Source organism: Neisseria sp. MVDL19-042950, assembly GCF_030504625.1.
Taxonomy (GTDB): domain Bacteria; phylum Pseudomonadota; class Gammaproteobacteria; order Burkholderiales; family Neisseriaceae; genus Neisseria.
Genome location: NZ_JAUKWH010000002.1, coordinates 58,238 through 83,836 on the forward strand (window position 1 = coordinate 58,238; position 25,599 = coordinate 83,836).

Here is a 25,599-nt window from a genome sequence, read left to right on the forward strand (position 1 = left end):
GTTTGGAATTTTGAAAGAATGTAACAGGCCGTCTGAAAGATTTTCAGACGGCCTCAAGCATATTTCAAGACAACAGGTTTTTAAACTTTTGCCGCCAAGACAGGAGTTGCGGTTTCTGCGGCGGGCTCGAGGAAACAGGGTTGGCAGAATATGCCTTGGCTGCTTCCGGTTGGGTTGGTGTGGCAATAGGAAGGCCTGTTTTCACATCCAGCTTGGCTTGATCGGCCAGTTTTTGCATCAATTCGTCGGAGGGTTTGGGCGGTTCTTTCCCCTCTACCCAGCGTTGGAAGGCGATTTTGCCGTCCCAGTCCGGCAATGGTGCTGGAGGTAATGGCACTATTTCATCCAAATCAGGGACTTTGGGAGACATGAAGTCGTAAGTAGAAAGATAGTCTCTGATGGCTTCGTAGCGGCGTGCTCGTTCGGCATCCGGAGTAAGGTTTAACTCCAGGCCTTGAAAGCCGTCTACAAGCCATAAGGCTGATTGGCTGTTGCCGTTCTTTACGCCTTGGTAAAAAGCCGCTACCGCTTCCGGATATTGTTTGATATTTTGTAAATCAATCCCCAGCCATTCTGATGCATCTCCCTGGCCTTGTTCGGAAGCGCAGCGGTAGAGTTTGCGTTTCAGTTCCAAACGAAATTGAAGTGTTTCTTTATCATCGATTCCCATAAGTGTTTTACCCAAAACGAATTGGGCATCCCTACTGCCCATATCGGCGGCTTTACGCAGAAAGGCCAGTTCGCTGTCTGGCGGGGCGGAAACGCCGTAGCCGTCTTCGATATAGCCTTTGAGCAGGTAATAGGCGGTGGCGGGGAGTTGTTTTTGCAGCAGTTTATTGAGCTGATGCACTTCTATTTCCGCTTCTATCTCAGGCACTTGTGTCCAGCCGTCGCTGAGAATGAATTGCAGGCGCACATTGGCTTTATAGTCGCCGTTGGCGGCGGCGATGCGGTAATAGGGCAGCAGTTTGTCCCAAAAACCGTCGCCGCGTTCACCCGGCCACATATGGTTCAAATCGCGGTGCAGCGCGTAATGATAGAGCTGCTGTGTTTCTTCCGATAAAGGCGGGCGCTGTTCGTGTACGCAGGTGAATTCGAGGTTTCGTTTGATTTCTTCGATGTTTTTCATGGTTTCCCTTTTTGCTTGCTGCCGTTCAAACCAGTTGGGTTTGTTGTAGCAGAAATCCGGTTTGCCTTGTCCGGTGCCGCCCATATCGATGCAGGCAATCCATCGGTAGGCCATATAGAGTGCCAAGCCGATAAGGGCGAGCACGGACAAAGTGATTTTTGTGGAACGTTTCATGTGTTAATCCAAAGTGGTGATTTTGGGATCCAGCCGTAGAAATTCGCACAAGGGGTACAAGGGGGGCATGCCGTTTTCTATTTGCTCTTTGTTTTTTTTCATTAATTTACCCCATCTTTCAAAAGCAATTTTTGCATTTGCTGGATCATGCATACCGTTGGGGTTGGCTTTTGCGCTGTATTTTAACGGATCGCTATCAGCACGGTGTAAATCTCGGGTATGCAGTTTCCACAAATCTTTGCGCAACTTTTGGGCAACCGCTTTACTTTCGGTAAAAATACCCAACTCGGTGTCTACCTGCATGCTGCGGGTGTTTAGATTGGCTGAGCTGATTACGGTAAATACGTCGTCAATAACGGTTACTTTGGAATGGATATAAACCTCTTTCCAAGCATTGGATGCGGTTAAGGTGCAAACATGTACTTTTACTCCAAGTTCTTTTTTCAGCTGTTTTACCACATCGGATTCACGAATTTTTTCGGCTTCTTTGGTGTAAGGCTGATATTTTTCTCCCGAGTATTCTACGCCTTGGTTTAACAGCTCTTCCCTACGTTTCTGAAATTCGGCTTCTTGCTTGGTACCAAGACGACGGCTTGGATGGGTCGATGATGCAGACAGTGCCAAGCTCAAATTTTTGACTTCGCTTTTTCTTTCTGTAACCCCAACATTCGGCATCACATCCTGCCGCCCTAATTTTTCCAACATCTTGTTGGTAGTAAACGTACCTTTGCCCAATCCGTCGTCTGAACTGTTGGTTATGGCAAACCAATGAATAGGCATGCTGGCAGGCCGACCTTGTTTGCGCAGATTTTGCCAGTGTTGGATAAATGCTTCTGCCAGTGGCGGCCATCTGAAATACTGGTTTTCGGTATAGATATAGCTGGAGATTTTTTTAATATTTTGTAGGTAAATCTTTTTTATGTCCTCAATATCGGGCTTGTCGTATGTGCGTAGAATTTGCGCCATAAGCGGTGTGCCCAATGACTTATTTAACGGGTATTGGTCAAGAGTCAGTTTTTTTCTTTTTTCTTCCAGTTTTTCATTGCTGACGCGATCCCATGATTGACAGAAGTTGCGGTTGATAAACCATAAGACTTCACCGCTGACAATGCTGGATACGTCTTGTAAAGGTGTTTCTACATTTTTACCTTTGTTGGGAGGCGATATTTTGCCGTAAAAATGACTATTATCATCCCAGTAATTGTCAATCATATTGTGCTCAAGCACAAAACCTATCGCCTGTGAAGGTTTTTCGATATCAATCGAAACGGTTTTTTGATGGTGTGAAGGAAATTTATTTAATATATATTCAGCCTTTGTCGGTAGTTCTTTATCTAAGTAGTTATTCTCTTGAGCTGCAACACTACGAGTACGAAATTGCAGGTTTTTTCTTGCTTGGGATTTGGAAAATTCCATTAGTAAAGGATATTTACGCTGCAAGTTGTATTGTTTTTGCATGTTGATTTTGACTGTATCATTGTCAGCTCCTTGAGGGCTTTGATACGTTGTATGCAGCTTTCCTTCAATTGCCAGATACCACTTCGCATCATAATCCCGTTGCTCTTGTGTAACACCTGGTACACCACTTTCAATGACACCTGGTGCATTTCCCATATTGGCCTCTTTAAAAGTTTGCAGCTTGAAAGGTATGCTCCAAACCAATATGCGAACCTGCACCCCCGCATTTGCTTTTTCAATCAGTAAATCGCCAATGCATTTGCTTTTACCATCTCTCTTGAAATGCATGGAGGGTTGAAACCCCCATATGGCAATATCAATCGACGAGTCGGCTTTTTCAATTTTTTCGTGAAGCGTTGTAAATGCTTCTTTTCCGTTAATCAACGGTTTGAACGTTGCCGCCACAGGAGGAGAACAGTCTTCTGTTTTGTCTAAAAACCAGTTCATAGAAACATTGGTGCTCAATTTTGTTGTCGTGGCTGTTGCTGCCGTGCATTTACTCATTTTCAGACTCCTCGGAATCTTGTTTACCATTAATAATTTCAAAGTATTTTTTTGCCTGTTGTAACGGAGAAAGTTTTAAGCCGTTGTATTTCAAAGCATGGAAACCCTGATTGGTTATCTCGTCTCTTGAGGTATTTTCTTTAAATTCGTCTGTAATCGGTACTACGAATTCTGTTCCGTTCGCAAAAACAATTTTGTACCTGCTTGTCGGTATTTCATGTTCGATATTGATATAACCTGTTCTGTCTGTTACGCCTTTTTGAATTTCTGTGCCATCGGCGTAAAGCCTATATGGCATACCGATATAGAAATTATCCGAATGTGGAGACTGGTGTAAACCAATACGCATCGGACGTTTAGGTAAGGTTTGGGGCCACTCCGGATGAGCCAAATTCATGGTCTGCGGCCCCGTAACCTCCCAAGCCGCCGCCTTTACCCGCACCACCTTCGGGCATCCCAACTCAATCTCGCCGTCCTTAATCCGGATATATGCCCCGCCACTGGTGAGCAGGATTTCCTCTTTCGCCGCTACCGTTACTTTGCCGGCACTGCTGGTTAAGACGGCATCTTTGAGGGCGTTGATCTGCATTTCATCGTTCTGTGCCTGAATCTCCACTTTGCCCTGATTGGCCTGTAACTTCGCCCCGTTGCTTTGGGCAAACAGGTTGACGCTCTCGACCGCATGGGCGGTGAAGTTTTGGCCGGCGCTGATGTCGGTGTCGCCGCCGCTGATGTGGTGGATGTGTTGGCCGGCACTGTGCAGTTGGCTTTGCGCGGTGGCGGTGGCGATGCCGTCGGGAGCGGATTGGATGATGCCCGCGCGTTGCAACCGTTTGAGGCTGTCGTTCAGACGGCCGGCCTGTGCTTCGGCTGCGGTGGCTTCGTTTTTGGCGGTGTGGGCGGCTTGGTTGAGGCTTTTGGCCAAACTGAGTGCCTGTTCCATTTGGGCAATGGCGGCATCCATATCCAATACCTGTCCCGAAGCCTGATTTTGGGCATCGGCACTGATGAACAAACCCTTACCCGCCCTCAGAGCCCCCCAACTGTCGGTACGCAACTCGAAGCCTTCGCCGTTATCACCTCGTTTTTGTCGTTGGCCGTCGACGATATGGCCGAGGTTAAGCTGGCTCTTGCCGTATTCGGTCGCCAGTTTGATGTGTTCCTGTCCCTGTTTGTCTTCCATCCGCAGTTTGTTATTGGCCCAAGTACGGATAACGTTGCGGGTGTTCCAGTCGGCGGGCACGTGGTCGGGGTGGGAACTGTCGTGCATCACGCCGCTGATGTAGGGTCTGTCGGGATTGCCCTGCACGAACGACAACATCACTTCGGTGCCTTCGTGGAGCGGGAAGTGTTGGCCGTAGGCGGGGCCGGCATAGGGTTTGGCTAAGCGGATGGGGCGGCTTTCCCCGCCCGGGCTCCATTCGTCGAGGTCGAACGGCAGTTTGACGCGGTAACGCCCCATGTTGTCGATATAGGCGTAGGTGTAGTTGCCGGGGCTGGTGATTCTGGCGGGTAAGCTGCCTTGGATCTTCGGCAGCGGGGTAATCCGTTCGGGGCGGAACACCTTGTCGGCGGGAATGGCGGTAAAGCTGTTGCGGTAGCTGTCGCTGCGGCCGCCGTGATGCTGGGCCGACACGATCAGCCAACCGTGTTCGGCTTCGGCTAAGGACGGGGCCGTCTGCAACACCCGTCCCGGACTGACGGCGGTCACGTTGCCGCTGCCGGAGGCGACAATGCGGCGGCAGTGATCGAGCTGTTGCAGTAACGCCGTCTGCAGTTGCGCTTCCTCGGGAGTCTTGTGGTGTAAACCCCAACGGCTGTCGCGGCCGAGTAAGACGCTGTTGTCGCTGTCGGCACTCTTTGCCGTGGCTTCGGACCATAGGTCGCTGTCGGCAGCGCGGTAGTTGTAGTCGCCGACACGAATGGATTCGAGAATCGGGTTGTGGACGGTGTTGAAGGTATGGAAGGCCTCGGCACCGACACTCTCCAACCCCGCCTGAGGCCGGTAGGGATACGGCAGACTACTGCGGCGGCAATAATGGCCGGCATCGTCGCCGAATACCGCCACATCGCCATACTCCTCATGTTGTTCGAAGGCGTACCAGATGCCTTCCTCCTCGCACAGCCGGTTGATGAAGGCGAAGTCGCTTTCCTGATACTGGGTTACATACTCGCGTACGGCGTACTCGCGCGAAGTGTGGAAACGGAAATCGACACCGGCGAAGCGGTGGTGCTTCAACACCGCGGCGATGATGTCGGGCACGGATTGGTTTTGAAACAGCCGCGAGGCGGTAAAGTGTGTTAGAGCCGCTAAACGCGGCTCCAACATCAAACGGTAACGGGTTTCGTCGGCGGAGGTGTCCAGCCGCTCGCAACGGGTGATGATGCCGTGCCAGCTTTTCAACGCATCGGGGGCGAGCATGCCTTCGATTAATCCTAACGCATCGGAGCTGACGGGGGTAACGGTAAAGGTGGCGGTTTGGTTGATATACGACGACAGCGGTAGGTCGGCATCGCTGGAGGTGAGTTCGATATCGAGACGGTAGGTGTTGTTGAGGGCTTCGCTGGCGGTGAAGGAGACGACGGAAAGGTTGGGGCTGAAGCGGGAGAAGCGGAGATGGTAGGATTGGGTTTGCATGATAGGCAATCTGCTGGAAAAATAAGCAAGATTTTAAACCATACGGGTATTGTTATGCTATCCGGTTTAAATGAAAGGCCGTCTGAAAAGCTGAGCGGCTTGTTTCAGACGGCCTTTATTGGTTGGCCAAATAGAGTGTTTACGGCTGTTTCAGTTCGCGAATATCGCGCCAGCCGTCGTTGGTTTTAATCAGTGTGGCGGTTTGGTGAACGTCTTGTTTGGCATGTTCCCAGTCTTTGCCGCTTTCTTTCAATAGTTTTTCCGCCCAACGTTCCGGTTCGAAGCGGGCTTCGTAAGATACTTTGGTCATGATCACGCCGTTGTAGGGGGCGGGTTCGGTAAACCAGTTGATTTTTTTAACGGTTTGTTTGCCGAGGCAGAAACGCGGGCCTTGCGGGGTAAGTCGGGTACGGGTTTGGCCTTTTTCGGTTAATGTGTATACGCGGATTTTGATGTTGTTTTTGCTGTCGAGTACGTTCAATGTTTCGGATTCGCCTTTTTTATATAAGCCTTCGCTGTCGAGAATCTGCATTTGTTTGATGGCTTGTTCGTTAACGTTTTTGCCGTCGAGGTTTTTTTCGACGATTTTGATAACGGGCTCTCCTAAAACGGTGTCGGTTGATATGATATTGATACCGTTATGGTTTTGTACGTTCAAGGCGATGGGCAGGCAAACGCTGTTGCCTGATGCATAGCGGTTGATGGTTTTTTCGAAGGTTGTTTTATCGGCATTGTTGCCGTTGGAACAGGCGGCCAACAGCAAGGCGGCTGCGGTTAGGGTAAGTTTATTCATGCGTATCTCCAAGATGTAGGGAACGGCTGCTAGCATAGCCCTTTTCATGCTTCATGACAAACCCTTCCGGTATCCGTACAATACAGGTCGTCTGAAATATATCGAAGTGAATCCGATGACGATTATTTATGGTATTCCGAACTGCGACACCGTTAAAAAAGCCCGTGCTTGGTTGGCGGAAAACGGTATTGTTGCCGAATTTGTCGATTTCAAAAAAACGCCGCCGGATGAAGGGTTGGTGCAAAGCTGGCTGAAGGATATTCCGCTGGAAACGCTGCTCAACAAACGCGGCACGACTTGGCGCAAACTTACCGCTGAAGAACAGGCGTTGGCCGATACTCGGGAAGGTGCCGTGGGTTTGATGGTTGCGCAGCCGAGTTTGATCAAACGCCCTGTTTTGAACTGCAACGGGCGGTTTTATGCCGGTTTTCAGACGGCCTCTTACGAAGAGATTTTCGCTAAATAAGGGATTGGCAACGAAAGGCCGTCTGAAAATATGCACTTCCTTTTTGAATTCGGAGTACGGTTAAATTCATTCGAACCGTGCTGTTGATATCGGAAGTTTGGAGTGTATCGGCCCGCAAGCAAACTGCACCTTCATTAAGTTGGAGGTGCAGTTTATATTTTCAGACGGCCTGTCGGTATATATAAGGTATATTTGTATCGTTACCGCGGTTTATACGTGTTTTTTCCGTTGTCGGCCGGTTTCGGAAAATGCCGACGGGCAAAATAATCACCGATTAAAGCAGGTTAACCCCAGCTTGCATTTCTTAACTCCTTATGCTGAAATGCCGTAAATCAGAATAATGCCAATATTGAGGAGTGAGTGCATGGATGTATTGAAGAATTTTTTCGACACCGTCGGCAGTTGGGTTTGGGGGCCGGTGATGCTGATATTGCTGGTTGGCACGGGCGTGCTGTTGACGTTCATGCTGAAAGGCTTGCAGTTCAGCATGTTGGGTTATGCTTTGAAGCAAGCGTTCAGGCCGCATACGAAAAAGGAAGACGGTAGCGATCACGATGGCGATATTTCTCATTTCGGTGCGTTGATGACCGCGCTTTCGGCTACCATCGGCACGGGTAATATCGCCGGCGTTGCTACGGCGGTTGTGGCGGGCGGTCCGGGAGCGGTATTTTGGATGTGGATTACTGCTATTTTCGGTATGGCGACCAAATACGGCGAAGGTGTATTGGCGGTGAAATACCGTACCGTTAACAGAAAAGGCGAGATGTCGGGCGGCCCGATGTATTACATCGAACGCGGTTTGGGCCGCAAATGGAAATGGCTGGCTTATGCTTTCGCTTTGTTCGGTACGGTGGCTTCGTTCGGTATCGGCAGTTCGGTGCAGTCGAATTCGGTAGCGCAAGCGATTCATACCAGTTTCAATGTCGATCCTGTTTATACCGGCATTGTTTTGACGATTCTTACGGCGATTGTGGTGTTGGGCGGTATCCGCAGCATTGCGACCGCCTCTTCGTTTATCGTGCCGGTGATGGCGGTGCTTTATGTGCTGGGCGGCTTGGGCATTATCTTGCTTAACCTGCCTCTGGTCGCGCCCGCTATCCAACTGATTCTGACCGATGCTTTTACCGGGCAGGCCGTGGCCGGCGGTGCGATCGGCAGCGTTATCCGTTACGGCGTGGCGCGCGGCGTGTTTTCAAACGAAGCCGGTATGGGTTCGGCTCCGATTGCGGCGGCGGCAGCCAAAACCGACCATCCCGTGCGTCAGGCATTGGTTTCTATGACCGGCACGTTTCTGGATACCATCGTGGTGTGTTCGATTACCGGCATCGTGTTGGTAATGGGGCTGCTGGGTGCTGACGGCGGATTTGTGAAACCCGAAATTTCAGGTGCGGCGTTGACGACCACGACTTTTAACCGGCTTTTGCCCGGCCCCGGCGGTTGGATCGTTACCATCGGTTTGATTTTCTTCGCGTATTCCACCATCTTGGGTTGGTGTTACTACGGCGAAAAATGTGCGGCTTACGTGTTCGGCGACAGTTTCGCAAACTTATATCGGGTGTTTTATGTGGCTACCGTGATGTTGGGTACGGTGGTAAGCCTTGATTTGGTTTGGTTGGCGGCGGATACGTTCAACGGCCTGATGGCGGTTCCGAACTTGATTGCCCTGATTCTGCTGTCGAAGATTATCGTCAGCGAAACGCAGGATTTCAAAGCCAAGCGCAGAAGCGGCGAACTGCCTTAATCTTTACCGTTTTGCTGCAAAGGTTTTTCAGACGGCCTGAGCGTATTGCTCGGGCCGTTTTGTTTGAGGCCGTCTGAAAAGCCTGTGAGCCGTATTGTTTTGCATAGCGATATAATGTTGCCGATGAGTGAGGATGAATATTTGAAAAGGCCGTCTGAAAACATGAAAACCGTTTGTTTCGTTACCGGTACCGATACCGAGGTGGGCAAAACGTTCTGCACCGCCGCCTTGCTGCATGCCGCATCGCAGGCAGGGTACCGCAGTATCGGGTTCAAGCCGGTAGCCTCGGAAGCGGATGCCGAAGGATACAATGCCGACGTATTGGCTCTGCAAGCCGCTTCCGCCGTGAAGCTGCCGTATCACATGCATAACCGTTATACCTTTGCCGAAGCCACCGCTCCGCATCTTGCCGCGGCGGACGAGGGCAGAAAGATAGAGATGCAAGTATTGAGCGGCGGGCTGCAAGCGGTTAAAGAGAAAGGCGATTTTATTCTGACGGAAGGAGCCGGAGGTTGGTTTACACCGTTGAGCGGCGGGGCCGATTTTGCCGATTGGGTGGCGGCGGAAAAATTGCCCGTTATCTTAGTGGCGGGCATGAAACTCGGCTGCATCAACCATGCGCTTTTGACGGTGCAAGCCGTTAAGCATGCCGGGCTGCCTTTGGCGGGATGGATTGCCAACTGTATCAGCGCACAGCCGCATCGTTTGGATGATTATTTGGCCACTTTGAAGCAACGCCTTCCCGCGCCCTTACTCGGTGTGATGCCGTATTTGCCGGACGGCGGGGCGGAAGAGGCGGCACGTTATCTGGATGTAAAACCGTTGGAGGCCGTCTGAAACCATGTTTGTGGTGCAAAGAATTTACGATTACCAACCGGAACGGCAAGATTTTCAGGCGGCCGTGTTTGTCGACCGCCTTTATCCGCGCGGAATTGCCAAAGAGAAGATGGCTGCGGCGGAATGGTTGAAAGACCTTACGCCGAGCACGCAACTACGCCGTTGGTATCATGAAAACCCCGGGCAGCGTTTTGAAGCGTTTGCCGTGCGCTATGTCGGGGAACTGCAGGGAGAAAGGCAGCAACAAGCGATAGGCCGTCTGAAAACATTGGCGGCTGAAAACCGCGCGGTGTTACTGTTGACCGCCGTGAAGCAACCCATCCGTTCGCATGTATCCGTGCTGGAGGAATATTTGGGAGAACGGTTTATTTATCGGTAGCGGCAAGACTTCAGGCTGTCTGAATCTTTGAATCGCCTTTCAAAGTTCGAACACGGTTGTATCATCAAATGACAGATATCAAGCCGAGGAAAAAGACCCGACTGAGAGGCAAGTTCATCTTTTCAGACGGCCTTTTTATGTGTAAAGAAACAGATGCAGGGGGAATTAATCTCTGTATAAACGCCAGAAATGCGCCAGAGGGCCGCGGCCTTTGCCCAGCCGCCAGCCTGCGCCTCTCTCGATAGCTCCGTGCAGATAGGTTTTGGCCGCGGCAACGGCAGTATTCAGATTGGTATGCTGCGGGCGCAGGGCGGCGATGGCGGCGGACAATGTGCAGCCTGTGCCGTGGGTATGCGGCGTGTCAATACGGCTGTTGCAGAAACATTGGGGTTCGCGTTCATAAGCCATCAGCCAATCGCGGGCTTCTTTGCTGTTTTCCCAATGTCCTCCTTTGAGCAGCACGGCTTTTGCTCCTTTTTCTAAAAGTTGTTTGCCTTGTTCCAGCATTTCGGTTTCATCTTTTGCAAGCGGGGTGTCCGTTAACCGGGCCAGTTCGTCTAGATTGGGTGTGATGAGATCGGCTAATGGTAAGAGCTCCGTACAGATGGTTTCAACGGTGTCGTCCAAGGCAAGTTTTTCTCCCGATGTGGCAGTTAATATAGGATCCAGCACCACAAACGGTACGCTGTATTTACGCAAGGCTGCTGCCACGGCCAGAATGGATGCTTTGTCGGGCAGCATGCCGATTTTGACCGAGTCGAAACGGATGTCGGAGAGGACGGAATGGCATTGCTCGGCAATCATTTCCGGCGGAATCACATACACGCCTTGCACACCTTGTGTATTTTGTGCGGTAACGGCGGTAACCACGCTGGCTCCGTAAGCGCCGAGCGCACCGAATGTTTTTAAATCTGCCTGAATGCCTGCGCCGCCGCCGGAATCGGAGCCGGCTATGGTAAGCGAGCGGGTAAGCGGTTTGTTCGGCATGGCGTTTCCTTTTTAATGCGTGTGTTTGGAGTATCCGACCGTTCTGCCCGTATGACGGGCGTACGGGAAGGGTGGGTTTTAAATAGATGCAGATGTTTTATTTTAGTTTCATCAGGCCGTCTGAAAATCAGGGGGCGAGCCTTTCTTTAACCCATGTGCCGCTTTCAAGACGGTATTGGATGCGGTCGTGCAAACGGCTCGGGCGGCCCTGCCAGAATTCCACACGGTCGGGAATGATGATGTAGCCGCCCCAATGCGGCGGGCGCGGTACGTGCAGCGGGTGTTTCAGGCCGACTGCCGCTGCCCGCGTTACCAATACGGTTTTGCTTGAAATTACCGTGCTTTGCTCGCTGGCCCATGCGCCGATGCGGCTGGTATAGGGGCGGGAGTCGAAGTATTGGTCGGAAGCCTCTGCGCTCAGTTTTTCAACGCTGCCTTCCACGCGCACCTGACGTTCCAATTCCGGCCAGAAGAAGGTTAGCGAAGCGAACGGATTGGCTTCCAGCGCCTGCCCTTTGCAGCTGCGGTAGTTGCTGAAAAACACGAAGCCCCTCGAATTGACTTCTTTCAGCAAAACCATGCGGTTGCTCGGGCGGCCGTCGGCATTGACGGTGGCGACGTTCATCGCGGTCGGTTCGTTTACTTCCGCCCGCACCGCTTCGTTGAGCCAGTGTTCGAATTGCACAATCGGGCTGGCATCGCATTCGTTTTCAGATAATTCCTGTTTGCTGTAATCTTCGCGGATATGGTGTAAATCCATGATATTTCCTAAATAATCAATAAACCGGATCATCGTGCGCTTGCAGGTGCGCAGTTTGGCATTGCGTCGGCATCTTCAAATCGTAACAGAGTATGTATGGTAAGCCATTTCAGCATGAAAGCATACCGATGTTTTCAGACGGCCTCATCTTACTTCCGCCCACCATTCGCGTGTAGCTGTATTTCGGTCGAACACCTGTCCCAAAACAGGCGTAAGCGGCTCGATGCCGTATTGTTTGACCAGCGGTACGCTTCGGCAAACGGGTTCGTTCCATGCGTGGATGGAAAGGGCGTAAGCACCCCAATGCACGGGTACGAAGCGTTTGGCTTTTACCTCGCGGGCGGCTTGGGCGGTTTGTTCGGGCATCATGTGGTTGTCTGCCCAAGCGGTGTTGTATTGCCCGTTTTCGATGAAAGCGATATCGAAACCGCCGAAACGTTTGCCTATTTCGACGAAATGACCGGGGTAAGACGAATCTCCCGAATAATAAATCTGCCCGGCAGGGGTTTGAAACACCCAACCCGCCCACAAGGATCGGTTGCGGTCGAACAAACTGCGCCCGCTGTAATGCCGCGCAGGTACGGCATGGTATTTTACACCGTGGTATTCAAGCGATTGCCACCAGTCCAGCTCGTGTATCCGTTCCGACCGGATGCCGTATTTTCGCAGCAAAACGCCAAAACCGAGCGGCACGATAAATTGCACCGGTTTATCGGCGAAATGGCGCACGGCATCTTTATCGAAGTGGTCGTAATGGTCATGGCTGTACACCACCGTATCAATGGGCGGCAGGTCTTCCCAGCCGGCCGGCGGAGGTTGGAAGCGTTTGATGAATGCCGGAACGGGCGAAGCGTAATCCGAGAACACAGGGTCGATTAAGATGGTTTGATTGTTCAGGCGCATCATTAAAGTGGAATGGCCGAACCAGATAAATTTGCCGTCCGAGTTGGGAGCCAAGAAAGCCTGCCAATCAGGTTTCATCATCGGCAAGGGGGAGGGCGGAGCCAATTTCGAGCGGTTGAACATGATTTCCCATTGTGCGGAAAACATGCCTTTTAAATCCATCGCACCAATCGGCGGGGTATTGAAAAATTTCTTTTTCGTAGGGCAATAGTGATCGCTGGCGGGATAAACGGGACGACGGCCGGGCCGTAAAAAGGCAGCCGAACCGAGATACGACAAAACGGTATGGTGTTTGAGTTTCAAACCGCGTTCCTGTGCAGGGTGTGGGAACGGGTATTATAGCCTTGAATGTCGGGCACACGATAATGGGAGCGGCAGCGTGCAGGCTTTAATTAAATTGAAACAAATAGGCCGTCTGAAAAGTTTCAGACGGCCTATTTGTTCGGTTAAAGCGGGAGTTTATCGATATTGTTGCAGCAGTTTGTCGGCGGCCACGATGGCATCGTATACCATGTCGGGCGTTACTTTGAACGGCTCGTTATGGATGGTTTCCCCTTCCGCGCAGGCAAGTTTCGCCACTTCGTGCCATTCGGCTTCTTTAAATTCTTTCAAGCCTAAGTCTTTCAGGGTAAGCGGCAGGCCGACGGCTTTAATAATACCGATAACTTCTTCCAATTCTTCGGTCGGCGCACCTTCCAGCACCAATTGCGCCACCAATCCGAACGCCACTTTTTCGCCGTGCATGGCCCCGTGCAGGTCATGAACGGCGGTCATGCCGTTATGGATAGCGTGTGCGGCGGCCAATCCGCCCGATTCCGCCCCTACGCCGCTCATGTAAATGGTGGCTTCGATCGTGCGCTCCAATGCTGGAGTAACGGATTTGGCGGCAACGGCGCTCATGGCTTGCGGGGCATAATCGCGGATGGTTTCGTAACACATTTTGGCAATACCCAAGCCGGTTAGGCTCGGCTGCATCAATACCAAATTGATACCGTTGGTGGCGTAGCAAGTGCGCGCTTCAAAATAAGTGGCCAAACCGTCTCCGACACCTGCTGCAAAAAAGCGTGCGGGCTCGGCAGCCAACAACTTGGTGTCGGCCAATACCGCGTCCGGATTGTTGGGCAGGAACAGATAGCGGTTGAACGAGCCGTCGGGGTTGTATACCACGGTTAAAGCCGTGCACGGTGCGTCGGTTGAGGCTAGGGTGGGGAAAATAACGACGGGCACTTTTTGGTAATAAGCCACCGCTTTGGCGGTATCAAGCGTTTTGCCGCCGCCGATACCGACGACGAATTCGCAGTTTCCGGCACCGAATTCCGTTTTTTGGCGTTCGATTTCTTCATCGGAGCTTTCGCCGCCGAATACGCTGAATATTGCCTTTACGCCGTGTTCTTCCAAGCCGGAGCGTGTTTCGGTTTTGGCTTTTTCAAGAATAAACGGGTCGCAGATAATCAAACCGGCATCGCCGTATTGCTTGATGTGTTTGCCCAAATCGCCCAACAAACCGGCTTGGATGAGGAATTTCATGGGGGAGGTGATGGATTTAACGGCTGCCATTTGCGTTCCTTTCTTGAATGTTTTGGATACGTGAAATTTTCTTACATTTATACGCCGGTTATGGCGGGCTCTGTTTGTGCCAAGTCAAAGATTTTTTTATATATTAAATATTTACGTAATCTTTAATTTTGTGAACGTATTGCGTAACGGCAGTTTGGGCGTGCAGAAAATCGTTGCCCCGATAGAGGGCGGATATAAAGGTTGGCGATTCGGTTATAATGCTGTGGAAAGCAATATCGAATGCGAGGGATTAAAGTGGAAAAAGAAAAGATATATTATGCCGCCGTTATCCTGATTTCTGCGGTTTCCGTTTTGCTCAGCCCGTTTTTTTATGTGCGCCGAGGCAATACTGTAAACAGCCGTCATGCCAAACGCCAATGGAAAACGGTGTGGATAAGTAATATATTGATTACATTGATATTGTTGGCAATATGGTGGTTTTGGCTGCGTTAAAGGGCCGTCTGAAAACAACCATTTCCGATAGCAAACCAACATGAAAAATAAGGAAAACCGATGAAAACGATAAAATATTTTCTGCCGCTGTTGTTGATTGCCGCCTTTCCGGCATCGGCCGCATCCGTTTATGAGTGCGTCGATAAAAACGGTCAGCGTATTTATACGCAAAATCCCGGCAGCAGTTGTAACAAAACTGATTTGGGCCGCCCAGCCGTTTATACGTCTGTTCCTGCAACCATCGTGCCGACCCGACCGAGTTCCGATACGCCTGAAAAAAACACTGATCATGCACTATCGGCTGAAATCCGTGCTGCACAAAAACTGTTGGATCAGGCTAAAAAAAATTTGGTAGAAGGCAAGCAGGTGCGTTATGGCAATGAACGCAATTACGTAAAATATCAAGAGCGCATTCAGGGTTTGGAAAAAGCGGTAAGCGAAGCCCAGAAGAAATTGGATGGTTTGAAAAACAGTGCGGCAGACGATGTTTCATCTGCGGAAACACTGAAATAATCGAAAGAGGCCGTCTGAAAAGTTTTCAGACGGCCTCTTTGCAATTATCAGCCGGTATTAAGCAGCGAAGCGTTTGGCTACTTCATCCCAGTTTACGATTTCCCAGAAACCTTTCAGGTAGTTGGGGCGGCTGTTGCGGTAATCGATGTAGTAAGCGTGCTCCCACACGTCGCAAGTCAGCAGCGGAGTATTTTCAGTAGCCAAAGGAGTAACAGCGTTGCCGGTAGAAACCAAGTCCAATTCGCCGGCAGGCGTTTTTACCAACCAAGCCCAGCCTGAACCGAAAGTGCCCGCAGCACAAGCATTAAAGGCTTCTTGGAACTTCTCGAAACTGCCCCATTTGGCATCGATTGCAGCGGCTAGCTCGTCGGAAGGTTTGCCTTGGCCTTTGGGTGTGAAGCCCAACCAATAGAAAGTGTGATTCCAAATTTGGGCTGCGTTGTTAAACACGCCGCCCGAAGATTTTTTTACGATTTCTTCCAAAGGCGCATTTTCAAATTCGGTGCCTTTGATTTGGTTGTTCAAATTGGTGATATAGGTTTGGTGGTGTTTGCCGTAGTGGTATTCCAACGTTTCTTTAGACAGGTGGGGTTCCAAAGCGTCTAAAGCATACGGCAGTTGTGGTAGTTGGTGTTCCATGGGGTACTCCTGTTGTGGTTTGTTTTATTGGTGCAGCCGAACAGCCGTTGCCGGTTTTTATCGACGGCTGCAAAGGTTTGCGTTGTGTGCATCTGCAAAAAGATACGTTTTGAATTTTACCCGTTCCGCTTTTAAAAGACCAATAAAAACTTCTATTCGGCTATAATACAAAATTTCGCAACAAACATCCGCTTTGAGGCTGTCCCATGAATGATTACACCGATATGATGCCGTCTGAAGACCGTGAAATCAGCGCATTGTCATTGCCTCCGCATTCAATGGAGGCGGAGCAGTCGGTATTGGGCGGTTTGCTGCTTGAAAACGCAGCATGGGATCGAATCGCCGATGTCGTTTCGAGCGAAGATTTTTACCGGCACGAACACCGTTTGATTTTCCGGGCGATTGCTGCTTTGATTAACAGCAGCCGCCCCGCCGACGTTATTACCGTGCAGGAAGCATTGGAGCGTAGCGAAGAACTCGAGGCCGCAGGCGGGTTCAATTATCTGATTACCCTCGCACAAAACACGCCGTCGGCAGCCAATATCGGACGCTATGCCGAAATTGTGCGCGAGCGTTCGATTATGCGCCAACTGGCGGAAGTAGGTACGGAAATCGCACGCAGTGCATACAATCCGCAGGGCAGGGATGCCGGGCAGCTTTTAGATGAAGCGGAAAACAAAGTATTCCAAATTGCAGAAAGTACGGCGAAGGCCAAGCAAGGGTTTCTTGAAATGCCGGAGTTGCTGCGGGAAGTGGTTGCCCGCATCGACATGCTGTATTCACGCGATAATCCCGATGAAGTAACCGGTGTCGCTACCGGTTTTATCGACTTGGATAAAAAAACTTCCGGTCTCCAACCCGGCGACCTGATTATCGTAGCGGGCCGCCCGTCTATGGGTAAAACAGCGTTTTCCATCAATATCGCCGAACACGTGGCGGTAGAGTCAAAACTGCCCGTTGCCGTGTTTTCAATGGAAATGGGCGGTGCACAACTGGTTATGCGTATGCTCGGATCGGTAGGCCGGCTTGATCAGCATGTGTTAAAAACGGGCCGTTTGGAAGACGAGCATTGGGGCCGTCTGAATGAAGCGGTAGTAAAACTTTCGGACGCTCCGATGTTTATCGACGAAACGCCGGGTTTAACCGCACTCGAGCTCCGCGCCCGCGCCCGCCGCCTTGCCCGCCGGTTCGACGGCAAGTTGGGATTGATCGTTATCGACTATCTGCAATTAATGGCAGGTTCCGGCCGTTCCGACAACCGGGCATCTGAGTTGGGTGAAATTTCACGTTCGCTTAAAGCGTTGGCAAAGGAGTTGCAAGTACCCGTTATTGCTTTGTCCCAATTAAGCCGTACCGTGGAGCAGCGTACCGATAAACGCCCGATGATGTCGGATTTGAGGGAATCCGGAGCGATTGAACAAGATGCTGATTTGATTATGTTTATGTATCGAGATGAATACTACAATGCCGAAACGCAATTTAAAGGCTTGGCAGAGTGTATTATCGGTAAACACCGTAACGGCCCTACCGGTAAAGTATTCCTCACATTTATCGGTCAATTTACCAAATTTGAAAATGCAGCTTATGTGCCGGAAGCGGCAATGATGGAAGATTGATACAGATTATTGTAAAAATTAGCCTGATTTCATATTTTATTAGGCTTATAATGTTTTTGTCGTTTACAATAAGCGGCATAATTTAAATAAAGTTTGCATTAAGAGTTGCAACTAACCTTACACATTACTTAATTATAAATAACGTCATCAGGTTTGCTCATGCGCCCTAAACAACAAGGCTTCACTTTAATCGAGCTCTTAATTGTAATTTCCATTGTTGCAATTATGGCTGCCATCGCACTTCCCAATATGAACCATTGGATCGCCTCCCGCCGTGTGGCTTCTCAGGCAGAACAAATGGTTAATCTTTTACGCTTTGCCCGAAGCGAAGCAATTCGTTTGAATCTCCCCGTTTATGTTTGTCCCGTGCAGATTAGGAAAGACGGTAACCCCAATGCATATTGTAATGAGCAATATGCAGGTCAGGGTTTGGCCGCCTTTGCAGATAGAAATGGAGATGGAAAATACGAACGCAAAGTAGATACGGGTTTACGCACTATTATCTTCAATTCAAATAATGAAGCCAAACGAGTGGTTCATACTTTTGAAACTTGTGATTTTAATAATGTTTGTACTGAAGGCAATTTGGGATGGGTTTTTTTCTCCAACGGTACATTCGGCTATTCAAAGTTAAATAAGGGTAGTGGGGGTAGTGTCGATATTAAAACTCTTACGAGGTCTGCCGGTTATGTCAAAATTTCTATGACAGACGCTTCTGTGACAGATGAAAGTGCTAAAAAAGATCGGTCGAAAGTGGTATTAATTAATAGTGGCGGTAGGGCAAGCGTATGCTTGAATTCAGATGATAGCAAAAAATGTGAATACAAAGCTCCTTCAAGCAAAACTTAAAGTAACAATAGAGAATAAATATTATTAATAGCTATGAAAACATCATTTTTAAAATATTTAAATTCCCATAATCTCCACCTTAAGCAGCAACAAAGTGGTATGACACTTCTAGAAGTTTTAATTTCTATGTTTGTGCTTGCTATAGGTGTACTGGCTTTATTGGCGACACAACTACGTACGGTATCTAGTGTGCGCGAAGCAGAAGGCCAAACAATAGTTGCTCAGGCTGTGCAGAATTTGATTGAAGGGATGATGATTAATCCGACTTTATCTAAGGAAATTAGTACAACACCAGAAGGGCAAAGGAAAGATACGGGAAGGGTGAGGAAAAGGTATGATGATAATGGTAGAGATTTAGGGCGCAATAGGGAATTAAGTTATCGAGTTTTGATCCCTAGGAAAGCTAGGACATGTGAAGCTAGTAGATGGTGCAAATCGGAAAACAGTTTAACTTCCTTGGATAAGAGGGCTCTATTAGAGGATCAACTTGGTAGATTTGAAGATACATTGGTTAAGGCACTTCCTGATGCTACAATTTATTATGCGGTGTGTAATGATTCATCGGGTAGGGACATGACTATAACCAATGGAAAAGTTGTACACAATTGTCAGGGTAGTAATGGAGATCCACTTGTTATCAAAGTGGTTTGGCAAACGGATATTGAAAGTGGTGGGAAAAATGCAGAAGATCGTAAAGGTCCATTGAATCAAGATGGTACAAGTATTGTTTATTCTTATCAAGCCCGAGTGGGAGAATAAATATGAATTTGAAAAAAAATAATATATACCCACACATTACAAGCAATCAAAAACAGCAAGGTTTTAGCTTGATAGAATTTTTGATAGCAAGTGTATTGAGTATGATTGTATTGGTTGCGGTTGGTTCTGGATATTTTATTGCTAGGCAGTTAAATCATACGGCAGGCTCAAGATTGGATGTACAACAGGATTTAAGAAACGCATCTAATTTAATTGTGCGTGATGCGCGAATGGCTGGTAGCTTTGGATGTTTTAACATGGCAACTCATACTAAAGTCAATGCGTTAGATAGAAGCGCACTTTCTGGAATTCCTGCTTTTCAGTTAGTGAGTCCGGGGGGAGCATCCGATAATTTAATTCCAATTAGGATAATAACCCGAGATGATTTTACGCCAAAGAACTTTATTCCAAGTTCAGATGTGCTGGTTTTTCAGTATGGAATAGGTTCAGGTTCTATTGCAAATCCGACAGAGGAAATACCGGCTAATTCGCAAATTGTTTTAAGCAGCTGTAATAGTTTAGTGCGTCCTGTTAATAATGAGCTAAACAATGTTATTAATAATAATTTAGTGCATTTAGGGAATCCCGGCTCTGATAGGAGAGGAGATATCTCTGTAATGCAATATATTGTTAATGCTTATGCAGTAGGGAGAGTTGGAGATCAAACAGGGTTATTCCGTTTCCAATTGGCTAATGATGGCAGTTGGAGTGAACCTCAGTTATTGATATCTGGTGTTAATAATATGACTATAAAATATGTATATGTCAATAACTGCCCAAAAGATCAATCGTTAACAGAAACTTTTGAATTTACTGATACATTAAAAACTGGTGCCGATGCTGTAGCGCCAACACTGATACGTTTCACATTGAACAATAATTCAATTAATGCAGAGCGAAAAATTGGAGCTGAGGCTAATAACGTTAATGTTTATAATATTGAAGCTGCTGTTCGCGGAGGAAATACATGCGCAAATCGTACATTTTGAAACATAATTTGAAAATCGCACAGCAGGGATTTTCCTTATTCATTGTGTTAATAGTAATGCTTGTTATCGCATTTTTGGTGGTATCGGCTACTCAATCTTATAATACCGAGCAACGCATCAGTACTAATGATGCAGATAGAAAATTTGCTTTATCTTTGGCGGAAGTGGCACTACAAGTAGGGGAAGCGGAAATTTTGAGTTTCAAAGATTCTCAAGTTGTTTTTTCAACCGATTGTAAAAATGGTTTATGTGCTGCTGCGGGTTCTGAAGTATCTACAACCCCACGTAGGGTGGTGCAGGCAGGTGGCGATACTCCGGCATGGAAAAGAAAAAGAGAATGTGGAGGTTCTCTGTGTATTGATACAAACGGTAAGATCTATGATGTAGGCAGAGGTAAACGTAATGCTAGATATATTGTGGAATACGTTGGTACACAACCAGATGGTTCTCCTATTTACCGGGTTACTTCAAAAGCATGGGGTAAAAATAATAATACGGTTGTTATGTTGCAATCTTATATATCTGTTGAGTAAAGGTAGAACTAAATGGATTTTAAAAAAATAAAAAATTATTATAGAGGATTTACTTTAGTAGAAATGCTGATAGTAGTAGCCATTATTGGTATTCTCACGGCCATTGCTCTACCTTCTTATTCTTATTATGTTGAAAGAGGTCATTTAGCAGAAGCACATACAGAATTAGTCGATATTAATACTGCATTAAGAACAGCACGGGTAAGAGAACCTTCTAAATGGAATACTGAGGCAGAAGTAACTAAATTTGTGAATGATTATGCTAAAAAGCCTGAGGTAAAAAAAAGATACGAAATTTCAGTAAAAATGCCGGATTCAAAGAGTAAGCGCTATAATCTGCGCGTAGTACCTAAAGCAGGTACGAATTATAAATTATCCATGTGGATGGATAGTTTAGGTAATGCTTATCGCTGTGAGGATGCAGCTTCCGCTACAAGGTATGATACTAGTGGAAAATGTGAACAAATCGGTGGTAAAAAATAGTAAGAAAACAATAGAGGCTAATCTAGGTTAGCCTCTTATTTATTACTATAAAGTATATTTATTCCCTATTCTTTCTACAAAATGACCGAGTGATATTAATCATTATTTTTATGCTAACACTGTATATTTTTTAAAAAGCAAAATGCTTTTTTGCGGCTTTGCAGGCTTTATTTTCAATCTGCTGCGTAAACAACGCGGCTATCACTAATACGTTATAATCATTTGAATACAACAATCGGGATGAAACCATGAAAAAATGCGTGATTCTTACCGGGGCAGGTATTAGTGCGGACAGCGGCTTGAAAACTTTTCGTGATGCCGGTGGTTTATGGGAAGGGTATAGAGTAACTGATGTTTGCACGCCTGAAGCTTTTGAGCGCAATCCGCAGTTGGTATTGGATTTTTATAACGAACGTCGCCGACAGGCCAATGCAGCAGAATCGAATGCTGCTCATAAAGCATTGGTAAAGCTGGAGCAGTGTTACCATGTGAAGATTATTACTCAAAATGTTGATAATCTGCATGAACGTGCAGGCAGCCAAAATGTGTTGCATCTGCATGGAGAATTAAACAAGGTTCGCAGCAGTGTGAATGACGATGATGTGCTTGAATGGAGTGGCGATCAGTCTTTAAACGATACTGATCGCAACGGCTATCCGATGCGCCCGTATATTGTGTGGTTTGGTGAAGAAGTACCGTTGTTTCCGCAGGCGGTTGAAATTATGAGGGATGCCGATATCGTGATAGTAATCGGTACTTCGTTGAAAGTGTATCCGGCGGCTTCGTTGCTTCATTTTGCACCGCCGACGGCTGAGTGCTATTTGGTTGATCCGAATCCGCAGCAAGTAGAAGTAGGTATCGAAGTGATTGCCAAAAGAGCTAAAGACGGTGTGCCGAGTTTGGTGGATTATCTGATTGAACAGGCCGTCTGAAAATTTTTCAGACGGCCTAGGGCAGAAAATAGCCGCAATGCAGGAATTTCTCTATCTGTGCGGCCGCGTCTTTGTTGAGCAGCATACTGGTATGTGTTACAGGCAATACGATGTGGTCTTTCATTCCTTCACAGAAGGTTTCTTTTACGCAAACCGTACCGTCGTTTTCTCCTTTAATCCCCAACAGATTGCCCGCTCCGATTGGACGGTTTCCGGCAAGGCTACCTAATTCTATGCCGGGTGGTAATGCGGGAACATTGCCGTCTAAGCCGTTACGGTAGGAGCCACCCAAAGTGAAACGGGAGAATTTCATATTTTTTAACCGTTCCGCTACCGAGCTGCCTTGATGAGGGGTGCCGAGAGTAACAATACGCCCCCGTATTAAGTCGGGATGCATCGCAGCGAAATGGCGCAACACCAAACCACCCAGGCTGTGTCCGACAAAGTGTAACGGTTCGTTATGGCAACGGTAAAACTGTTCCACTTTCTCTGTCAGTGAAACCGCATGTTGCGGTAATGTTTGCCGGATGCTGTAATAACCGAAAGTATCTACCGTAAACCCATGCTTTTTCAGTTTATGGGCAAGAGGCTGCATAATCCATGTTCCCATGTACAAACCATGCAGTAATAAAACGTGAGAAGTCATTTTGAATTCCTGTGTTCTTCTATGATCTATGATTGGTTTTCAAAGCACGGACAAGAAACTTAAATAATGAGGCAAGGTGTAAAGGAGCAGATGGCAGGGAAAATTCAATAATGGCAGGATTTCATCATTATTATTGTTTCAATAATAGCTTAAACTGAAAAAGGCCGTCTGAAAAATTTCAGACGGCTTTCATTCATACCGCTTGCTACGGTTTAGCTTAATCAATCAAACGCCAGCTTATCTCCATCCGCTTTCACATGAATGGTGCTTTCGGGCTTATATTTGCCTTCGAGCAAAGCCAGAGCCAGCGGGTTTTCGATTTCTGCTTGGATGGCGCGTTTGAGCGGGCGTGCGCCGTATACGGGGTCGAAGCCTGCTTTGGCGATCAGATCCAGCGCGGCATCGTCAACTTTGAGGTGTAGGTTTTGGGCGGCAAGGCGTTTTTCCAAGCCTTTGAGCTGGATTTTGGCGATGCTGCGGATATTGGCCTGATCCAAGCCGTGGAACACGACCACTTCATCGATACGGTTAATCATTTCGGGGCGGAAGTGTTCTTTCACGTCTTCCATGACCACTTCTTTCACTGCCTCGTAATCCGATGTGCCCATTTGCTGGATATGGTGGCTGCCGATATTGGAAGTCATCACGATCACGGTGTTTTTAAAGTCCACCGTGCGGCCTTGACCATCGGTTAGGCGGCCGTCGTCCAGCACTTGCAGCAGGATGTTAAACACGTCGGGGTGGGCTTTTTCCACTTCGTCGAGCAGGATCACGCTGTAAGGTTTGCGGCGGACTTGTTCGGTTAAGTAGCCGCCTTCTTCATAGCCGACATAGCCGGGAGGCGCGCCGATTAAGCGGGCAACGGCATGTTTTTCCATGTATTCCGACATATCGATGCGGATTAAATGGTCTTCGCTGTCAAACAGGAAGCTCGCCAATGCTTTGCACAGCTCGGTTTTGCCGACACCGGTCGGGCCTAAGAAAAGGAAGCTGCCGTATGGTTTGTTGGGGTCGGCCAAGCCGGAGCGGGAGCGGCGAATGGCGTTGGATACGGCGCGTACGGCCTCGTCTTGCCCCACCACGCGGTTGTGCAATACTTCTTCCATTTTCAAGAGTTTGTCGCGTTCGCCTTCCATCATTTTGCTCACCGGAATGCCGGTCATGCGCGATACGATTTCGGCCACTTCGTCCGCGCCCACTTTGGTGCGGAAAAGTTTGTTGGCCTGCTGCTCTTGCGGATTGTTTTCCAGCGCTTGCAGCTGTTGGCTGAGTTTGGGCAGTTCGCCGTATTCCAGCTCGGATGCACGGGCGAAGTCGCCTTGGCGTTTGGCCTGCTCGATTTTGACTTTGATGTCGTCGATTTGTTTTTTGATGTCGGCGGTGCCGGCGGAAGCGGCTTTTTCGGCTTTCCAGATTTCGTCCAAATCGGCGTATTCTTTTTGCAGTCCGGTAATTTCTTCGTCGATTAAATCGAGGCGTTTTTTGCTGGCATCGTCGCTTTCTTTCTCAACGTGCATTCTTTCCATTTTGAGCTGGATGATGCGGCGGTCGAGTTTGTCCATCTGCTCGGGTTTGGAATCCAGTTCCATTTTGATGCGGCTGGCAGCTTCATCAATCAAATCAATGGCTTTATCGGGCAGGAAGCGGTCGGTAATGTAGCGGTTGCTCAACTCTGCGGCGGCAACGATGGCCGGGTCGGTGATGTCGATACCGTGGTGGATTTCGTAACGCTCCTGCAAACCGCGCAGAATGGCGATGGTGTCTTCCACGCTCGGTTCGCCCACCAATACTTTTTGGAAGCGGCGCTCCAGTGCGGCATCTTTTTCGATGTATTGGCGGTATTCGTCCAAAGTGGTGGCTCCGATACAGTGCAGCTCGCCGCGTGCCAAAGCGGGTTTGAGCATATTGCCTGCGTCCATTGCGCCGTCTGCTTTGCCGGCACCGACAAGCGTGTGGATTTCATCAATGAAAATCAAGGTGTTGCCGTCATCTTTAGCCAAGTCGTTTAAGACGGCCTTCAGGCGTTCTTCAAACTCGCCGCGGTATTTGGCACCGGCAATCAATGCGGCCAAATCGAGCACCAGCAGGCGTTTGTTGCGCAGGGAATCGGGCACTTCGCCGTCCACGATACGTTGCGCCAAGCCTTCCACAATGGCGGTTTTACCCACGCCGGGTTCGCCGATTAACACGGGGTTGTTTTTGGTGCGGCGTTGCAAGACTTGGATGGCGCGGCGGATTTCGTCGTCGCGGCCGATCACGGGGTCGAGTTTGCCTTCGCGGGCGCGCTGGGTTAAATCGGTGGTGTATTTTTTCAGGGCTTCGCGTTGGTCTTCGGCGTTGGGGTTATCCACAGAGGCTCCTCCTCGTACCGCGTCAATGGCGGTGTTGATGTTTTGTTCGGTGGCTCCGGCGTTTTTCAGGATGCGGCCGGTGTTGTCGTTTTGCTGTACCAAGGCAAGCGGGAACAGTTCGCTGGCAATATAAGCATCGCCACGCTTCACGGCAGCTTTGTCCATCAAGTTTAAGACGGCCTGCAATTCGCGGCTGGGCAAAATTTCGCCGCCGGTACCCGATACTTTGGGCAGGCTGTTCAAAGTTTGGGTAAGCTGTTGTTTTACTTGGGGTACGTTTACGCCTGCGTGTGAAAGCAGGGCTGCGGTGCCGCCTTCGGCATCGTCGAGCAGGGCTTTCAATACATGGCCTGCTTCAAGATAGCTGTTATCGGCAGCCAAAGCCAAGCTCTGGGCATCGGCCAGAGCTTGTTGGAATTTTGCGGTTAATTTATCGAATCTCATCTGTTTTCTTTCTTTAAAGTTTGTGTGTTGTTCGGATGAAAGCTATATGGGTCTGCCTGTGGGTAA

General features: G+C 48.7%; 24 protein-coding genes. 13 read left to right on the forward strand and 11 right to left on the reverse strand.

What is annotated here, in order from left to right; translation table 11 throughout:
• Positions 1 to 64 precede the first annotated feature (64 nt).
• The 4 genes from Q0X97_RS01915 to Q0X97_RS01930 form a co-directional block, all read right to left on the reverse strand.
• The gene (locus Q0X97_RS01915; RefSeq protein ID WP_302067109.1) at positions 65 to 1,303 is read right to left on the reverse strand and encodes a DUF6396 domain-containing protein; all 1,239 of its coding nucleotides are present in this window, start codon (positions 1,301 to 1,303) and stop codon (positions 65 to 67) included.
• A gap of 3 nt (positions 1,304 to 1,306) precedes the next feature.
• Positions 1,307 to 3,265 carry a phosphatidylserine/phosphatidylglycerophosphate/cardiolipin synthase family protein gene (locus tag Q0X97_RS01920; RefSeq protein WP_302067108.1) on the reverse strand — a complete coding sequence of 653 codons (1,959 nt, stop codon included), beginning with the start codon at positions 3,263 to 3,265 and terminating at the stop codon, positions 1,307 to 1,309.
• On the reverse strand, positions 3,258 to 5,903 hold the full coding sequence (locus Q0X97_RS01925) for a type VI secretion system Vgr family protein (protein WP_302067660.1): 2,646 nt from the start codon (positions 5,901 to 5,903) through the stop codon (positions 3,258 to 3,260). The genes Q0X97_RS01920 and Q0X97_RS01925 overlap by 8 nt, the downstream gene beginning before the upstream one ends.
• Positions 5,904 to 6,042: 139 nt before the next feature.
• Positions 6,043 to 6,696, reverse strand: a complete 654-nt coding sequence (locus Q0X97_RS01930; protein WP_302065765.1) for a hypothetical protein — start codon at positions 6,694 to 6,696, stop codon at positions 6,043 to 6,045.
• Positions 6,697 to 6,811: 115 nt separating this feature from the next.
• Between Q0X97_RS01930 and Q0X97_RS01935 the strand changes: the two genes are divergently transcribed.
• The 4 genes from Q0X97_RS01935 to Q0X97_RS01950 all read left to right on the forward strand — a co-directional run bounded on the left by Q0X97_RS01935 (position 6,812) and on the right by Q0X97_RS01950 (position 10,119).
• Positions 6,812 to 7,162, forward strand: a complete 351-nt coding sequence (locus Q0X97_RS01935) for an arsenate reductase (protein ID WP_302065774.1) — start codon at positions 6,812 to 6,814, stop codon at positions 7,160 to 7,162.
• A 364-nt stretch (positions 7,163 to 7,526) separates the two neighbouring features.
• Positions 7,527 to 8,903 (forward strand): sodium:alanine symporter family protein, encoded by a 1,377-nt coding sequence (locus tag Q0X97_RS01940; protein WP_302065764.1) that lies wholly within the window; start codon positions 7,527 to 7,529, stop codon positions 8,901 to 8,903.
• A gap of 114 nt (positions 8,904 to 9,017) precedes the next feature.
• Positions 9,018 to 9,740, forward strand: a complete 723-nt coding sequence (bioD, locus tag Q0X97_RS01945) for a dethiobiotin synthase (protein WP_302065763.1) — start codon at positions 9,018 to 9,020, stop codon at positions 9,738 to 9,740.
• A gap of 4 nt (positions 9,741 to 9,744) precedes the next feature.
• Entirely contained in the window at positions 9,745 to 10,119 is a 375-nt protein-coding gene (locus Q0X97_RS01950; protein WP_302065762.1) for a DUF488 domain-containing protein, read from the forward strand.
• Between the two features lie 165 nt (positions 10,120 to 10,284).
• Here Q0X97_RS01950 and thiD read toward each other — a convergent pair whose 3' ends face one another.
• From thiD to Q0X97_RS01970, 4 genes are all read right to left on the reverse strand, one after another.
• Entirely contained in the window at positions 10,285 to 11,106 is an 822-nt protein-coding gene (gene thiD / locus Q0X97_RS01955; RefSeq protein ID WP_302065761.1) for a bifunctional hydroxymethylpyrimidine kinase/phosphomethylpyrimidine kinase, read from the reverse strand.
• A 127-nt stretch (positions 11,107 to 11,233) separates the two neighbouring features.
• The gene (pdxH, locus tag Q0X97_RS01960; RefSeq protein WP_302065760.1) at positions 11,234 to 11,866 is read right to left on the reverse strand and encodes a pyridoxamine 5'-phosphate oxidase; all 633 of its coding nucleotides are present in this window, start codon (positions 11,864 to 11,866) and stop codon (positions 11,234 to 11,236) included.
• 144 nt (positions 11,867 to 12,010) lie between these two features.
• Positions 12,011 to 13,072, reverse strand: a complete 1,062-nt coding sequence (locus Q0X97_RS01965; RefSeq protein ID WP_302065759.1) for an MBL fold metallo-hydrolase — start codon at positions 13,070 to 13,072, stop codon at positions 12,011 to 12,013.
• A gap of 156 nt (positions 13,073 to 13,228) precedes the next feature.
• A complete protein-coding gene (locus Q0X97_RS01970) occupies positions 13,229 to 14,326 on the reverse strand; it encodes a glycerol dehydrogenase (RefSeq protein WP_302065758.1) in 1,098 nt (365 codons plus the stop codon).
• A gap of 255 nt (positions 14,327 to 14,581) precedes the next feature.
• Here Q0X97_RS01970 and Q0X97_RS01975 point away from each other — a divergent pair, with 255 nt between their 5' ends.
• Positions 14,582 to 14,779 carry a hypothetical protein gene (locus tag Q0X97_RS01975; RefSeq protein WP_302065773.1) on the forward strand — a complete coding sequence of 66 codons (198 nt, stop codon included), beginning with the start codon at positions 14,582 to 14,584 and terminating at the stop codon, positions 14,777 to 14,779.
• Between the two features lie 60 nt (positions 14,780 to 14,839).
• Positions 14,840 to 15,292, forward strand: coding sequence for a DUF4124 domain-containing protein (locus Q0X97_RS01980; RefSeq protein WP_302065757.1), 453 nt, complete (start codon positions 14,840 to 14,842; stop codon positions 15,290 to 15,292).
• A gap of 57 nt (positions 15,293 to 15,349) precedes the next feature.
• Here Q0X97_RS01980 and Q0X97_RS01985 read toward each other — a convergent pair whose 3' ends face one another.
• Complete coding sequence (locus Q0X97_RS01985) at positions 15,350 to 15,931, reverse strand: superoxide dismutase (protein WP_302065756.1); 582 nt, start codon at positions 15,929 to 15,931, stop codon at positions 15,350 to 15,352.
• A 206-nt stretch (positions 15,932 to 16,137) separates the two neighbouring features.
• Between Q0X97_RS01985 and dnaB the strand changes: the two genes are divergently transcribed.
• From dnaB to Q0X97_RS02020, 7 genes are all read left to right on the forward strand, one after another.
• Complete coding sequence (dnaB, locus tag Q0X97_RS01990; protein ID WP_302065755.1) at positions 16,138 to 17,547, forward strand: replicative DNA helicase; 1,410 nt, start codon at positions 16,138 to 16,140, stop codon at positions 17,545 to 17,547.
• A gap of 159 nt (positions 17,548 to 17,706) precedes the next feature.
• Positions 17,707 to 18,396 (forward strand): Tfp pilus assembly protein FimT/FimU, encoded by a 690-nt coding sequence (locus Q0X97_RS01995; RefSeq protein WP_302065754.1) that lies wholly within the window; start codon positions 17,707 to 17,709, stop codon positions 18,394 to 18,396.
• A 33-nt stretch (positions 18,397 to 18,429) separates the two neighbouring features.
• The gene (gene pilV / locus Q0X97_RS02000) at positions 18,430 to 19,155 is read left to right on the forward strand and encodes a type IV pilus modification protein PilV (RefSeq protein WP_302067661.1); all 726 of its coding nucleotides are present in this window, start codon (positions 18,430 to 18,432) and stop codon (positions 19,153 to 19,155) included.
• 2 nt (positions 19,156 to 19,157) lie between these two features.
• Complete coding sequence (locus Q0X97_RS02005) at positions 19,158 to 20,144, forward strand: PilW family protein (RefSeq protein ID WP_302065752.1); 987 nt, start codon at positions 19,158 to 19,160, stop codon at positions 20,142 to 20,144.
• The gene (locus Q0X97_RS02010) at positions 20,123 to 20,677 is read left to right on the forward strand and encodes a PilX N-terminal domain-containing pilus assembly protein (RefSeq protein ID WP_302065751.1); all 555 of its coding nucleotides are present in this window, start codon (positions 20,123 to 20,125) and stop codon (positions 20,675 to 20,677) included. The genes Q0X97_RS02005 and Q0X97_RS02010 overlap by 22 nt, the downstream gene beginning before the upstream one ends.
• Positions 20,678 to 20,689: 12 nt before the next feature.
• Positions 20,690 to 21,160, forward strand: coding sequence for a PilX family type IV pilin (locus tag Q0X97_RS02015; protein ID WP_302065750.1), 471 nt, complete (start codon positions 20,690 to 20,692; stop codon positions 21,158 to 21,160).
• Between the two features lie 248 nt (positions 21,161 to 21,408).
• Complete coding sequence (locus Q0X97_RS02020; protein WP_302065749.1) at positions 21,409 to 22,092, forward strand: Sir2 family NAD-dependent protein deacetylase; 684 nt, start codon at positions 21,409 to 21,411, stop codon at positions 22,090 to 22,092.
• Between the two features lie 16 nt (positions 22,093 to 22,108).
• Here Q0X97_RS02020 and Q0X97_RS02025 read toward each other — a convergent pair whose 3' ends face one another.
• The gene (locus Q0X97_RS02025; protein ID WP_302065748.1) at positions 22,109 to 22,738 is read right to left on the reverse strand and encodes a triacylglycerol lipase; all 630 of its coding nucleotides are present in this window, start codon (positions 22,736 to 22,738) and stop codon (positions 22,109 to 22,111) included.
• A gap of 221 nt (positions 22,739 to 22,959) precedes the next feature.
• Positions 22,960 to 25,533, reverse strand: a complete 2,574-nt coding sequence (gene clpB / locus Q0X97_RS02030; protein ID WP_302065747.1) for an ATP-dependent chaperone ClpB — start codon at positions 25,531 to 25,533, stop codon at positions 22,960 to 22,962.
• Positions 25,534 to 25,599: the final 66 nt, after the last annotated feature.

Excerpts from the sequence above, each read along its gene's own strand:
- Q0X97_RS01915 (WP_302067109.1), bottom strand. The coding sequence starts at position 1,303 with ATGAAACGTTCCACAAAAATCACTTTGTCCGTGCTCGCCCTTATCGGC.
- Q0X97_RS01920 (WP_302067108.1), bottom strand. The coding sequence starts at position 3,265 with ATGAGTAAATGCACGGCAGCAACAGCCACGACAACAAAATTGAGCACC.
- Q0X97_RS01925 (WP_302067660.1), bottom strand. The coding sequence starts at position 5,903 with ATGCAAACCCAATCCTACCATCTCCGCTTCTCCCGCTTCAGCCCCAAC.
- Q0X97_RS01930 (WP_302065765.1), bottom strand. The coding sequence starts at position 6,696 with ATGAATAAACTTACCCTAACCGCAGCCGCCTTGCTGTTGGCCGCCTGT.
- Q0X97_RS01935 (WP_302065774.1), top strand. The coding sequence starts at position 6,812 with ATGACGATTATTTATGGTATTCCGAACTGCGACACCGTTAAAAAAGCC.
- Q0X97_RS01940 (WP_302065764.1), top strand. The coding sequence starts at position 7,527 with ATGGATGTATTGAAGAATTTTTTCGACACCGTCGGCAGTTGGGTTTGG.
- bioD (WP_302065763.1), top strand. The coding sequence starts at position 9,018 with ATGTTGCCGATGAGTGAGGATGAATATTTGAAAAGGCCGTCTGAAAAC.
- Q0X97_RS01950 (WP_302065762.1), top strand. The coding sequence starts at position 9,745 with ATGTTTGTGGTGCAAAGAATTTACGATTACCAACCGGAACGGCAAGAT.
- thiD (WP_302065761.1), bottom strand. The coding sequence starts at position 11,106 with ATGCCGAACAAACCGCTTACCCGCTCGCTTACCATAGCCGGCTCCGAT.
- pdxH (WP_302065760.1), bottom strand. The coding sequence starts at position 11,866 with ATGGATTTACACCATATCCGCGAAGATTACAGCAAACAGGAATTATCT.
- Q0X97_RS01970 (WP_302065758.1), bottom strand. The coding sequence starts at position 14,326 with ATGGCAGCCGTTAAATCCATCACCTCCCCCATGAAATTCCTCATCCAA.
- Q0X97_RS01980 (WP_302065757.1), top strand. The coding sequence starts at position 14,840 with ATGAAAACGATAAAATATTTTCTGCCGCTGTTGTTGATTGCCGCCTTT.
- Q0X97_RS01985 (WP_302065756.1), bottom strand. The coding sequence starts at position 15,931 with ATGGAACACCAACTACCACAACTGCCGTATGCTTTAGACGCTTTGGAA.
- dnaB (WP_302065755.1), top strand. The coding sequence starts at position 16,138 with ATGAATGATTACACCGATATGATGCCGTCTGAAGACCGTGAAATCAGC.
- Q0X97_RS01995 (WP_302065754.1), top strand. The coding sequence starts at position 17,707 with ATGCGCCCTAAACAACAAGGCTTCACTTTAATCGAGCTCTTAATTGTA.
- pilV (WP_302067661.1), top strand. The coding sequence starts at position 18,430 with ATGAAAACATCATTTTTAAAATATTTAAATTCCCATAATCTCCACCTT.
- Q0X97_RS02005 (WP_302065752.1), top strand. The coding sequence starts at position 19,158 with ATGAATTTGAAAAAAAATAATATATACCCACACATTACAAGCAATCAA.
- Q0X97_RS02010 (WP_302065751.1), top strand. The coding sequence starts at position 20,123 with ATGCGCAAATCGTACATTTTGAAACATAATTTGAAAATCGCACAGCAG.
- Q0X97_RS02015 (WP_302065750.1), top strand. The coding sequence starts at position 20,690 with ATGGATTTTAAAAAAATAAAAAATTATTATAGAGGATTTACTTTAGTA.
- Q0X97_RS02020 (WP_302065749.1), top strand. The coding sequence starts at position 21,409 with ATGAAAAAATGCGTGATTCTTACCGGGGCAGGTATTAGTGCGGACAGC.
- Q0X97_RS02025 (WP_302065748.1), bottom strand. The coding sequence starts at position 22,738 with ATGACTTCTCACGTTTTATTACTGCATGGTTTGTACATGGGAACATGG.
- clpB (WP_302065747.1), bottom strand. The coding sequence starts at position 25,533 with ATGAGATTCGATAAATTAACCGCAAAATTCCAACAAGCTCTGGCCGAT.